General features: G+C 31.1%; 12 protein-coding genes. 2 read left to right on the top strand and 10 right to left on the bottom strand.

The window, feature by feature from the left end:
* Nucleotide 1: 1 nt before the first annotated feature.
* From ABD011_RS14990 to ABD011_RS15015, 6 genes are all read right to left on the bottom strand, one after another.
* Entirely contained in the window at nt 2-913 is a 912-nt protein-coding gene (locus tag ABD011_RS14990; RefSeq protein ID WP_343799571.1) for a TolB family protein, read from the bottom strand.
* Nucleotides 914-918: 5 nt separating this feature from the next.
* The gene (locus ABD011_RS14995) at nt 919-2,373 is read right to left on the bottom strand and encodes an amidohydrolase family protein (protein ID WP_343799573.1); all 1,455 of its coding nucleotides are present in this window, start codon (nt 2,371-2,373) and stop codon (nt 919-921) included.
* Between the two features lie 3 nt (nt 2,374-2,376).
* On the bottom strand, nt 2,377-3,654 hold the full coding sequence (locus ABD011_RS15000) for a DUF418 domain-containing protein (protein ID WP_343799575.1): 1,278 nt from the start codon (nt 3,652-3,654) through the stop codon (nt 2,377-2,379).
* Nucleotides 3,655-3,672: 18 nt separating this feature from the next.
* Complete coding sequence (locus ABD011_RS15005) at nt 3,673-5,700, bottom strand: serine hydrolase (protein WP_343799577.1); 2,028 nt, start codon at nt 5,698-5,700, stop codon at nt 3,673-3,675.
* Between the two features lie 35 nt (nt 5,701-5,735).
* Nucleotides 5,736-6,548, bottom strand: coding sequence for a hypothetical protein (locus ABD011_RS15010; protein WP_343799579.1), 813 nt, complete (start codon nt 6,546-6,548; stop codon nt 5,736-5,738).
* Nucleotides 6,549-6,849: 301 nt separating this feature from the next.
* Entirely contained in the window at nt 6,850-7,617 is a 768-nt protein-coding gene (locus ABD011_RS15015) for a DUF6597 domain-containing transcriptional factor (RefSeq protein ID WP_343799581.1), read from the bottom strand.
* A gap of 269 nt (nt 7,618-7,886) precedes the next feature.
* Between ABD011_RS15015 and ABD011_RS15020 the strand changes: the two genes are divergently transcribed.
* On the top strand, nt 7,887-8,798 hold the full coding sequence (locus tag ABD011_RS15020) for a PAS domain S-box protein (RefSeq protein WP_343799583.1): 912 nt from the start codon (nt 7,887-7,889) through the stop codon (nt 8,796-8,798).
* Between the two features lie 3 nt (nt 8,799-8,801).
* On the opposite strand, the gene ABD011_RS15025 is transcribed toward ABD011_RS15020, so the two are convergent.
* Genes ABD011_RS15025 through ABD011_RS15040 form a run of 4 tightly spaced genes read right to left on the bottom strand, consistent with a single transcriptional unit; the run spans nt 8,802 to nt 11,161 of the window.
* The gene (locus ABD011_RS15025; RefSeq protein WP_343799585.1) at nt 8,802-9,149 is read right to left on the bottom strand and encodes a hypothetical protein; all 348 of its coding nucleotides are present in this window, start codon (nt 9,147-9,149) and stop codon (nt 8,802-8,804) included.
* 60 nt (nt 9,150-9,209) lie between these two features.
* Nucleotides 9,210-9,788 (bottom strand): RNA polymerase sigma factor, encoded by a 579-nt coding sequence (locus tag ABD011_RS15030; RefSeq protein ID WP_343799587.1) that lies wholly within the window; start codon nt 9,786-9,788, stop codon nt 9,210-9,212.
* The gene (locus ABD011_RS15035) at nt 9,775-10,107 is read right to left on the bottom strand and encodes a DUF6249 domain-containing protein (RefSeq protein ID WP_343799589.1); all 333 of its coding nucleotides are present in this window, start codon (nt 10,105-10,107) and stop codon (nt 9,775-9,777) included. The genes ABD011_RS15030 and ABD011_RS15035 overlap by 14 nt, the downstream gene beginning before the upstream one ends.
* Before the next feature lie 28 nt (nt 10,108-10,135).
* A complete protein-coding gene (locus ABD011_RS15040; protein ID WP_343799663.1) occupies nt 10,136-11,161 on the bottom strand; it encodes a serine hydrolase domain-containing protein in 1,026 nt (341 codons plus the stop codon).
* Nucleotides 11,162-11,544: 383 nt separating this feature from the next.
* Here ABD011_RS15040 and ABD011_RS15045 point away from each other — a divergent pair, with 383 nt between their 5' ends.
* Nucleotides 11,545-12,309 (top strand): LytTR family transcriptional regulator DNA-binding domain-containing protein, encoded by a 765-nt coding sequence (locus ABD011_RS15045; RefSeq protein ID WP_343799591.1) that lies wholly within the window; start codon nt 11,545-11,547, stop codon nt 12,307-12,309.
* The last annotated feature ends 71 nt before the right edge of the window (nt 12,310-12,380 follow it).

Here is a 12,380-nt window from a genome sequence, read left to right on the forward strand (position 1 = left end):
ATTACTCTTTTAAAGAATTGATAATCGAAGCATCAACCCAATAAATATCCTTATTACTCGTGTAGAATAAATATTTACCGTCTTGGGTTACAAATGGACACAGCTCATGACCTTCTGTATTTATAAGTTTTCCCATATTTTTGGCTTTTGACCACTTACCTGTAACATCCTTAAAACTGACATATAAATCTCCTTGTCCATAACCTTCTTTTCTTATACCACAAAAAATGAGATATGCTTCATCCGGAGACACAAATACATCTGCTTCGTAAGCTGTTGAGTTTATTGAATTACCAAGTAGTTTTGGTTTTTGAAATGTACCTTGTTTAAATTCAGAGGAATAGATATTAAAATCGTGCTGTCTATTTTCTACTGCGTCTTTATTGGATGAAAAGTACATACTTCCATCCTTTGTAAGCGACATGTAGTATTCGTTTTTGTTGGTGTTGATATTCGAGCCTGCATTAATCAATTTTGTATTCCACTTGTTACCCTCTCTTTCAATATACCAGATATCATAATCTTCTTTTGCATCGTCACTTTCTAACGCTTTATTAGATATAAAGTAGAGTCTGTTTTCATCGGGTGATAGATAAGGGTCGTTTAAACTGTACTTATCGTGAGATAATAATACTTTAGGTTTGCTCCAGGTTTTACCTTCTAATTTGGTATAGCGTATTTCTGCCATTCCATTAATGTTCGCTCCATAATAGAATTCGGTAGCTTCCTTATTAAAAATCGAACCGAATTCAGATTCATTCTTTATAGAAATATGCCCTGGCGCAAAAATCTCTGGAGTTAAACTAGGTGGTGTTTGATCTAGATATTTTAATTTTTCCTTATGACAATAAGCACCACTTAAAATTAAGCTTATTGGGAAATAACAACACATCATTAATATGTATGATTTCATCTTCTTCATTCTATACCAAATTTGCCTGTTATTCCTTCTAATATCTTTTTAGGATTATACCCTACACCTTCTTTAAAAACAGTTTCCGTATTTTTAATTACAGTAGCATCTTTATCTAAATTTCCATCTAGAATTACAAAGTTGGCTCTTTTATCTATTTGAATGGTTCCAATATCGTTACGTCCCAATGCTTTAGCCCCATTTCCTGTCATAATCTGAATAGTCTCTTCGGTTGAAAATCCTGCCTCTATAAGTAGTTGGTAATTTCGTTGGTCACCAAATCCGGGAAGTACATGTCTTCCTGCATCCACACCGGCGCATAATAACCCTCCCATTTTATAATATTGATATTCAAATTGCATGATTAGTTTCAATCGATTCTCTCTCAATACATCTTTAACTTTTCTGTCAAAACTTATTCGTGTCTCGTTGTACTGATTACGTAAAAAAGGTGACATCGCTTTTATAGTTCTTTTATCTGCATAGGCTCTGTTAGGTATGCTGGCCTCATAGATAGATAAAGTTGAGGTTAAAAGCACCTTATTATCAATCATTAGCTGTTGCAATCGTTTTACGTCTGGATCATCAATAATAAGTTCATCCATATACTCACGTCCTCCATTACATTGTCCATAATCTTTATTGCTTCTAAAATCACTTGTACTATTCAAGCCGTGTTCGATAGCGTCAATTCCTAATTTGGTGGCTTCTTCAAAGGTTACAGAACATAAATGCCCTCTTACCTTTGCACCATTTTTATGGGCAATTTCAATAATTGTTTTTAAATCATCAGGATTTGTATTGCGATAGACTTTAAACCATTTTACACCTTGGTCTAACCAATACTGCATCGTGTCTTTCAGATGTTCTGTGTCTCTTGGAATAATCATATTGGGATTGCCACCTTGTCCTGTGATGAAGGGTGCACTGGGAATAATGTCTGGTCCAATTTGTTCCCCTTTTTCTATTCGTTTTGATAATTCCAATTCTTTATAAGGTGAAGCTGCACCGCAAGTTTGAATGGTGGTTACCCCAGAAGCTAAATATAATTTAGCAGCTACGTCACCTACATCAGGAAACCTTGGGATGTGCAAATGGTTATGCATGCCTACTATACCGGGAATAATGGTTTTTCCTTTAAGGTTAATAGTTTTAGCATTACGAGGAATTATTATATCAGCATTATCACCCACCTCTTTAAAAATTCCATTTTCAATGATTACTGTTTGATTTTGTTTTATAGCTTTACCTGTTCCATCCACTATCGTGGCATTGGTAAATGCCATAAAATCTTCATGGTATTTTATGTATGGTTTTAAGCTATCTGATAGTTTTATACTTTGATTCTCACTGTTTTGTTTATCTACAAATATTTTACTTTCTGTAGTGTTTTTACAACTTGAAAAACAAAGTAGAAATACAATAAAAATGTATTGACATATTGAGTGATTAATAAACATATATTAGCTTTTGTTAAATGAATTATAGGTTAATTTTCTCCAGAGAAATTCTAATGGTCCTTGTTTGAAATTTCTCAACCATATATGTGTACATATGATTTGAATAGCCCAAATTGCTATAACAAACCCTAACAGTTCAAATCTTGAAAAGCTATTGTACATTCCAAAACCGTAGCCATAAAATAAAACTCCTAAAATGATGCTTTGAAAGATGTAATTGGATAAAGCCGTTCTACCTATTTTAGAAAGCGTCTTAAACTTTACATTCCTTAAATACTTCTGATATATCCCATTTAATACTAATATATACCCAACACCCAAAATTTCTTTAGGAAACGTAAAAAGCAATGCATTACATGTGCTGATATTTGGAATATGGTCTTCGTATGTCCATTGATAATAGCGTAAATAGTTTATTACCAATCCAATTATTAAAACTAAAACCGATATATACCAATAGTACTTCCATGATTTATAGTCAGAAAAAATACCTGCTCTAAACAATATCATGCCAATAATCATCACTATTAAAGTTGATAGAATTAAAGATTGATAATAGAACTCGCCTTTATGAACCTTATGATTTTCATAAGAGTTTATCACTCCTTGCCAATAGGTAGGTTTTGGAACCTCAACTTCTTCTGAAAGATTAGGCGACTTTTTAGTATATCTGTTTTCCCAGGAAGTGATTAACTTATTGTCTTTATCTGTTCTTTTAGCCTCTTCTTTATTTAGTACCTCGGTATAATTTGAATGTGATTCCTGTCTTTTTGAAACACTCTCGTACGATTTTATGAATAAAAAGGAAGCTAAAAACAAAACAATTAACACTAAATTCTCACTTTTCATAGAACGAAATGGAAGCAAAAACAAACCACAAATAGCATAATGATACAGTATATCACCATCCCATATAAAATAGGCGTGAATGACCCCAATAACAAACAACCATAACAACTTTCTAGTATATATATCCAAAGCTACTAAACCAGTAACTTTTTGTTGGATACGCTCCATGAAAATCACGAAGCCAACACCAAAAAGCAAAGCGAACATGGTGTAAAATTTGCCTTGGGTTAAAAAATACACCCAAAAGCGTGAATGGTGATCTATGGCACTTTCATAACCATAGTGCCAAGAACTCCATGGATTGGGATAAACAAAGGACTCTATATTTATAAATAAGATTCCTAGAATTGCAATTCCTCTTAAAAAATCCAAGGATGGAATACGCTCTGTAGCCGTTGTAGGTTTTATATTTTTAAAATTCTCTTCAGTCATTTAATTATTCATTGCACTTTATTCATCAAAAACAATCTTACTTAACTCCTGAATATCTGGTATAAAGCCATAATCAGATTTTGATATAATAGTAGAATTCGTCAGTAAAGCTATGGCTAGGTTGCGTTCAGGATAGAGCAACAATAAAGAACTTGAAGATGGTAACTCTCCTAAATGATAATATACTTTCTCGTCATCTTTGTTTTGACCGATATACCAGCCCAAACCATAGTTAACAGGTTTATTTTTTCCATCTAACTGATTATGGAACATCTCTTTTTTAATTGTTTCATCAAAAATATTGTCATTGATTATTGATGCACCAAACTTTACCAAATCATCCGTTGTTGAAAGTAATCCTCCAGTTGCGTAAGAATAACTTAAATCATACGGTATGGCTTCTTCACCGTCTGGATAATAGAATTTACTCTTATTGGGCATTATACTATCCTTAACTTCGCCAAAAGTATTTTGCATATTTAATGGTTTCCATATATTATGATGCATATAATCTAAATAGTTCTTTTTAGATATATTTTCAATAGCTGCACCTAATAGTGTATAGTTAAATGAAGAGTATAAAAATTTAGATCCTGGTTTTACAACCAATGGATCGTTTTTAAAAATTTCAAGAGCTTCTGATAAACTGTTGTAATGCTTCTGAACAAATATCTCATCTAAACTTTTTCCATAATAATCGCGTATACCTGCTAAATGGCTTGCTACTTGTTTGACAGTAATGGGATGTTCTTTAATTGGAAATTCAGGAACATACTCTTGAATGTTTGCGTTTAAATCCAATAACCCCTTGGAGTAAAGCTGCATAATAGCTGCTGCTGTCATTGTTTTGGATACGCTGGCTATTCGAAATTGAGTTTGATTATTGACTTCTTCCTTTAATTCAACATCGGAATAGCCATAGCCGTTTGAAAAAATGTTATTACTGTTTTTAGAGATTGATAATTGCAAGCCTGTTAGGTTATATTTTTCTTTAAACTCGATTGCCCAATTTTCAATTTGATTCGTTAAATCTTTACCATCAGTGATTTGAGACTTACTACTTTCATTAACCTCTGTAGGGTAATTAGACAAGGTGACTTTAGCCGATAGTATTCCCGATGATCTTTTCCATTCCCCAAAACTATTTGAACGGTAGTAACAAGCAAAATCTTCACGATCCTTTTTAGATTTTGTTACTCCAAATACTGTACCTGCTACAACAGTGCTAACTTGAGGAATTGAGATTTTTTCGTTATTAACTACGACTGTGTCATAAGAAACGCGATTGGGATACTCTTTCATGTATTCTTCATATTTACTAGTAATATACTCACGGTCTTCAGCGTTTAAAATCCATTCAAAAACAAGAAAAAAGGAGCTATCCGTAATATTATGTGGCTCCTTTAATTCAAAATCTAGCCAGCCTTTCTTTATATCAGATATTTTTATAATTTGTTCTTTAATTAAATCTTTACCTGGCTTATTAGTTTGGCTATCTACAGACATTACTCGAAATCTGACTTTAAATTCTGGTGAAAGATTCTTTGCTATATATAATGATGCACTGGTAATAAATTTTAAATCAGAATTCTCTTTAACAATCATTAAAGCCATTGCGCTACCAGCTTTATCCTTATCATAGTGTAGTTGCCCGGATAACAATAAACTTTTACTATTACCATAAGCTTCAAATTGTTTTTTACTCTTTTTAAAAGTCAACTCTACGGCATCTAGTTTGGTAATATCCTCATTAAGTTGAACTACTGTACTCAATTTATCTGAAAACGATGAAACATTGATTGTTTGAGAAACAAAACCGAGTGATGAAAAGGTTATTGATGATGTTAAATTTTCTTCTGGAATTTGAATTTCAAAGCTACCGTCCTCGTTAGAAATTGTACCTACTTCAGTATTAAAAATTCCAATATTTGCATAAGGTATTGCTTCATTTGTGTTAGCATTTATTATTTTTCCTGTAAGCTTTATTTGAGCGTTACTGATTGTTATAAAAACAAATAATGCTAAAAAAGTTAAAAAGTTATTCATATTTTTTTTTGTTTCTATTGGATTTCAAATTATACTTATTCTATTGCTCTATATCTTATTCGCCAAAGCATCGGTTCATAGGTTTCAACATTATACCACACAACCTCAATTGTTTCGGGAAGGTTAAACTCGTTATATTGATAGACCCATTTTGTTCCACTCTCGACATTTTTGGTCATATTGCTTTGGGAGATATTCTTTGCAAAAGTTGCTTCATTACCAAAATATGGTAATGGTTCAAATGGCAACATATCATTAATTCCAAAGTATGGTTTTAATGCATTGTCATATTCATAGTCAAAGTACCTATCTTCAGTTTGACCTCCATCTTCTGGCAAACTGTTTCCAGAACCTAAAAGTTTAACTTGTTCCACATTTTCTGTACTATTATAAAAGAGTGTTACATACTCCAAATCATTATCGTCAATAAGACCTTTCATTTTTCCATCTGGATAGTACACATAATTCTTACTACCCACTAGATTACCATTTTTGAAGGTTTCAGCCTTAATCATTTTACCCTTCATGTTATAATAAATTTTTGTTGAATGACTAAACTGTGGAAAAGAATAATCTGTATAAATTATTCTAGACACTCGATTATTCTCATATTCAAATTCGTAATCTGAACTTTTATTATTAACTGGGTCAGTATCTTTACGCATAATCAATTGATTATTTTCATTGTAAAAATATTCAGCCAGTAAATTGTTGTTATAATCATATACCTTATCCACCAAAAATTGATTTTGGATTGGCCGTAGATTATTATCGTCATTACTTTCACAGCCTGCAAAACATAAAACAATTACTATGATCATTTTACATAATTTGATTTTTTTCTTCATATCAATTCGTTTTAGAGTTAAAAAAATAATCTTAAATAATATTTTTAAAATCGTAAAAGGACATTTCCAAGGATTAAATCTTGCAATGCCCTTTTCTGCTACTAATTAAAGGGAGAAATCATATATTAATTACACTGTTTACTTCGTCCTTTTTTTTTTTACTTAAAACAGTTACTTATTGTGAAAATCAAATTCCTAAAATTTCGTTCTTTATGGCTAATTTTAGAACGAAATGTTATACAATTTTTTACCGCAAACATAAATAGCAGATTATCTTAAAACTTGTAAAAAAAGGACATTTTTAAAATTGCTCACTTAACTTGTAAAAATCTTTAGGACTAAAACCTGTAAAAGTCTTAAAGTCGTGATTAAGATGCGCCTGATCAAAATATCCATTTAAATGAGCAGCTTCTGTCAAAGTTGACCAATTGGTATTGCTTTTAATTACTGATTCAAAACGTACTATTCTATTATACAGTTTTGGGGTAAAGCCAGAAAACTCTTTAAACCGCCTTTTAAATTGTTTTTCTGACAAACAAAATTGACTGGATAACTCATTAATTTTTTTATTACCCCCGCATTTTTTAATTAGCTTAATTGCTTCGGTTATAATCTTATCATCATTTCTCTTGTTCTTTAAAAGTTTTATAAAATAGTTAGATAGAATATTTATACGTTCTCTTGTATTAGACGCTAATGCTATCTTTTCAGTAAGCATATCGCCTTCCTTACCTAACAATGTATTTAGTGATATAAACTCTTTATTGAGTTCGGATGCTGGTAAATTAAACAACAGAGGCAGTGCAAATGAATTTAACGATACTCCAAAAAGATGGTAATATCCTTTAACTGAAAAATGATTTGGCTCATTGGTTTGACCTTGCACAGCAGTGAATAATAACTCTGAATGTTTTTTGTTATCTTGAAATGCAAAGGTTATTTCTGTTAGGCTGTTTGCAACCACCCAATAAGTTTGATTGGCCTGTTTACTTAAATCCAATGTACATACCCAAAAGTAACTGACTATATCTTTTAGTTCGTTAGGTGGTGGGATAATATTATAATGCATTATTCAAATTTTGATATTTCATATTGTAAAATTAGATGTCTATTTTTTCCTTTTCAAAGATTCTTTTTCAAACCGTTAACAAACCGTTAGCAAGTGATAAAATTCTTATTACTCGTAATGCATCACTTACAAAGTATTGGGTAAAAAATACATTAAGCAATACCAAAACTTATGATTAACTTTGCTTTGACCAAAAAGATAAGTTTCATTTAAGATTCTTATTTTGATAGTACTTATTAGAGTTACTCTCATATTTCCACAAATAGCCAATGCATTACAAAACACAGGGACAAGAAACCGAGGCTTTATTAAAGTTAATTGACAATAATAAAAAATTAGATAGTTCTGCTTTATCCAAATTGTTAACAGAACATCGTATTGATAAGTTAAAGTTAATAGCTGAACATACTATTGATGTTGTCTGTTTACATCACCCTGCTGATGGAAGATATTTATATGCTAGTCCTTCTACAGAAAAAATAATGGGTTATACTACTGAAGATTTGGAAGGCAAAGTGCCCTATGATTTTATCCATCCGGATCACTTCGTAATCCTTCAAAAGAATATTTCGGCCTCTACAGAAGGGCTTTCTACTAAACCAGAAAAACTTGAGCTTCTTTTTAAAACAAAACATGAAGGTTATCAATGGTTTGAAGGTTATACCATTCCTTTATATAATCAAAAGGGTGAAGTTGTTTTGGTTTTGAGCTGTACGCGAAATATTCAAGAACGTAAACTGGTAGAAATAGAAAGGCAAAAAAGAGAAATTATTCAGCAAAACTTACTATTATCTTCGGCATTGTTTGAAAAGAAAAAAGCCATTGTAGATAAGATAGAACATAAAATACTCGAATTAGAGCCTAATTTGAGAAAAGAATTGAGAAGTGTTTTAGCCCATATTCAAGAAACTTTAAATCTTGATGAAAGTTGGGACGATTTCTTGATTCATTTTAAACAGATACATCCAGATTTTTATAAAAACATTTCCAAAGCTCACCCTCAATTATCTAAAAAAGACATCAAACATCTTGCTTTTATAAAACTTGGTATGACTTCATCAGATATTGCTAACGCTTTGTTAATGAAAAAAGAAAGTTTGAGAGTTAGTAGAAACCGGTTAAAACATAAGTTAGGGTTAAATCCTTCTCAAAATCTATATGATTTTGTTCAAGATTTTTGATATCTAGCTCTTTTCTTGAAAGTTTGCTAATTGTTGTGTTTTCAAAATATGGTTTGTTCCCAATAATAAAAACAAAGTAGTTACAACCAATAAGGGCATTTTACTTATTTTCAATTGAACATTGAACATGTTTAGTTTTGGTGAAAAATCAAAAAATATCAATAAAAAACAGATTATACCGATTCCAATTGTTCCTATCATAGCAAAGCGAAACATTTGAATATATTGGACATCTGGAAGGCGTTCTGTAGCTTTTTCAGCTTCTAATTTAAGCATTAATTTTTCTGTAAAATCTTCTGATGTATTGATTGTACTTTTTTGGATCATTTTTTTTGCGATGTCTTCTTTCATTTTTATTACCCTATTTTATTTTTTGTCCGTTTATTGATTGATGACGATTTAAAAATCGATTTATAGCAAATCTTTTAATTGATTACCCAGCAAGCCTTTTAGCACGATTTCCATATTCTTTCTTCCACGGTGTAAATCCACTTTAATCTTTGAAGAAGTAAAATTGGTTATCTGTTGAACTTCCTTTAAGCTCATATCACAAAGATAAAATAACCTTAATACTAGTGCTTCATCTGCCTTTAATCTATCTAAAGCTAAAATCACGTATTTTTTTTGTTCCTCTTCCTTAAGATAATGGATTGCTGTTTTGTCATTTGCTAATGATTCAGTAGAGTTTAAGTCATCCAAATCCGAATAGCTTTTATTTCGTTTTAATTCATTGTACGCTGTGTTCACAACAATACGGTACAACCAACTTGAAAAGGCAGATTGATGTTTAAAACTATTTGCTTTTTGAAAAACCTTTAGAAAAGCATTTTGAAGTACATCTTCAGCTTTTTCTTTATCTTTTAAAATTGAGCAAGCCAAAGAAAGGGACACATCCTTATATTTATTTACCAATTGTCTAAATGCTTGTGTGTCGCCTTTCTTTACGCTTTCAATAAGTGCTGCGTCTATGTCGTTTTTATTTGTCGCCAAACTTATTTCTTAAAAAATGTGCAACCACTAAACCTATGGCACCACAAATAAGAATTGTACCCCAAACTAATAAATCGGTTGAATCTTCTGTAAGGTCCATTGTGGTAAAAATGGTAGAAACCATTAGTCCAACTCCCAAGCCACCTACTATGCAACCTATGTCTATATATTGGGCTTTTTTAGAATTTGAAGGTGTAGCGAGGCCTTTTTCAATCATAGCCTTCTTGATCAAGTATGTATATTTTGCAATAATAAATACTACAATAACTACTCCTGACATTAAGAATAATGCGCCAAGTGCTTCTTGATAATTTTCCATGTCTTTGTATTTTTTTATTAAAATTAATTTAAAACTGTGGTCCCAAAACTTTCGATAAGTTTGTTAAGAAAGGGATCATCTTATCACTATTAGTATATACCACTAATCCATAATCCTTTTCAGGGATAAACATTGCATAAGCCTGAAAGTCGTGGTTATTACCTGTATGCATATGCATTGTATAACCCTCTGTTATTTTTTGAGTAAATCCTAATCCCCAGCCAGTTTGTCCTACCTCTTGTTTTAATGGATTATCATCCTTAAAATGCGTATGCTCTTTTAGCATTTCATTAAACGTTTTTTCTTGAAGTCCTTCTTTTTTTAACATAGCAATAATAAATTTTGCATACTCATTTGCTTCACTATGAAGACTTGCGTAAGAGAAAAAAGTAGTTCCATCTCCCGACCCAGCTCGTGGACTATCGTCTATAGGCTTTCCTTCTTTATCATGTCCAAACACCTTGTGTTTTGCTACATAATCATCCCAAACAAAAGTTGAATGTGGCATTTTTAAAGGTACCGTCACTTCGTTTTGAAATAATTCATTTAAGTCTGCTTTATAGCCAACCCCGTTTTGCATCCCAATAATGGCTGCCAAATATTGATAGGCTTCCCCAGAATACATAAAATCTGTTCCTGGCTTAAATGCCAATTTTATAGGTTGGCCATTAGAATGGTTTGGAAAACCTGTTTGATGCGCTAAAACCATTCGAGCGGTTATCAATTTTGCTTTTTCTTGAGATTCAGGAACAATACCTGGGTGTGGAAGATATTCATAAAGTGGTTTGTCTAAATCCAACTTCCCCTTCTCAACCATTTTCATTACAAAATAAGCAAAAATTGGTTTTGATAAGGATGCTGCTTCAAAAATGCTATGGTCATCTACTGCTATTTTGGTTTCCATATTACTCACTCCCATTGCTTCATGATAAACAACTTTGTTATCATTGATTACAGCTATGGAAATAGCAGGGATATTTTCGGATTCCATTATTTCCTTGATTTCAGAGGTAAGTTTGGCCGCTTTAATAGTTTTATCATCTACAGTTGTTATTGTTTCCTTTTGCGCACAGGCAAATAATGTTGTTAAACAACAGACTATTGTAAGTGTTAAATAAATTGGTGTGTTTTTAAAAGTCATCTTATTCTTGATTTATATGATTATAATTTTGTTCGATGTGAATTCACAATTATAAGACAAGATGACTTAAAAAAAGGTTGCAGAAATAATCCAAATTGATTGTATCAATCCATTATTGAAAAAAATTATAGGCTTATTAAATGATTTTGAGTAATCAAAATAATATAAGTTAACCAGTTTTTATAGTTTTGTTTCCAACAATTTAGCGTTTAAATTACCAAAAGCATTAACTCATAAAAACACATTCAGAAAATATTTTGAATTTCTTTAATAATCAGGTCCATTTTGTGTCATCCTTGAGGATTAAACTTGTTATTAGTATAATCATTGGAGTTTTTTTATCGTTTGTGATTATTTTTCTTGAACCTTTTAACACGAATGAATATAAATCTAGTTTTAGAACACTATTACTCATTGGATTTGGTTTTTTATTGTCTTTAGTTTATGTAATTCAAAGTGTTTTTGAAAACATCTGGTATCGTAGATTCAATAAAGTTTGGAAAGTCTATCATGAAATAGTTTCTATATTAGTTTTTTTTGTTGTTTCGGGAAGTGTTATATTTCTGTATAACACTAAAGTTATCAATGGTTTAGATTATTCCATCGAAGCTCATTGGTGGTATTACAAAAATATTGTCTTTGTTTTTATTCCCATTCTTACACCACCATTATTTTACTTACGAAACAAATTAGGGGAACGTATTTTGCCTATAGATAAAAGTATAGTTATCGTAACAGGAGAAAACAAAAAAGATTTTCTAAAACTTGAAAAAAAGAAATTACTCTACATTAAAGCAGTTCAAAACTATATTGAGATATGTTTTTTAGAAAATGACACAAAAGTATCTACAAAAATGTTCAGACAGACGCTTTCTAACGCACACAAACAACTACCCTATTTAGAAAAATGTCATAGGTCTTATCTTTTGAATATAGGTAATATTAAAAAAATAAAAGGTAATTCTCAAAATGCAAAAGTATCTTTTAATAATGTTGAGCAAATGATACCACTTTCAAAAACATATTATAATAAAATAAAAAGTAAATTATTCATTGAGTAAAAGCACAACCTATTCATTAATCAAAATAAGGCTCATTTCGTCACTTTTACTTGAATAGCATACGGTTTGTT

Source organism: Gaetbulibacter jejuensis (assembly GCF_039524015.1).
GTDB lineage: Bacteria > Bacteroidota > Bacteroidia > Flavobacteriales > Flavobacteriaceae > Gaetbulibacter_B > Gaetbulibacter_B jejuensis.

What these genes read in the sequence shown, in the direction of transcription:
- ABD011_RS14990 (WP_343799571.1), bottom strand. Translation starts at nt 913, where the DNA reads ATGAAATCATACATATTAATGATGTGTTGTTATTTCCCAATAAGCTTA.
- ABD011_RS14995 (WP_343799573.1), bottom strand. Translation starts at nt 2,373, where the DNA reads ATGTTTATTAATCACTCAATATGTCAATACATTTTTATTGTATTTCTA.
- ABD011_RS15000 (WP_343799575.1), bottom strand. Translation starts at nt 3,654, where the DNA reads ATGACTGAAGAGAATTTTAAAAATATAAAACCTACAACGGCTACAGAG.
- ABD011_RS15005 (WP_343799577.1), bottom strand. Translation starts at nt 5,700, where the DNA reads ATGAATAACTTTTTAACTTTTTTAGCATTATTTGTTTTTATAACAATC.
- ABD011_RS15010 (WP_343799579.1), bottom strand. Translation starts at nt 6,548, where the DNA reads ATGAAGAAAAAAATCAAATTATGTAAAATGATCATAGTAATTGTTTTA.
- ABD011_RS15015 (WP_343799581.1), bottom strand. Translation starts at nt 7,617, where the DNA reads ATGCATTATAATATTATCCCACCACCTAACGAACTAAAAGATATAGTC.
- ABD011_RS15020 (WP_343799583.1), top strand. Translation starts at nt 7,887, where the DNA reads ATGCATTACAAAACACAGGGACAAGAAACCGAGGCTTTATTAAAGTTA.
- ABD011_RS15025 (WP_343799585.1), bottom strand. Translation starts at nt 9,149, where the DNA reads ATGAAAGAAGACATCGCAAAAAAAATGATCCAAAAAAGTACAATCAAT.
- ABD011_RS15035 (WP_343799589.1), bottom strand. Translation starts at nt 10,107, where the DNA reads ATGGAAAATTATCAAGAAGCACTTGGCGCATTATTCTTAATGTCAGGA.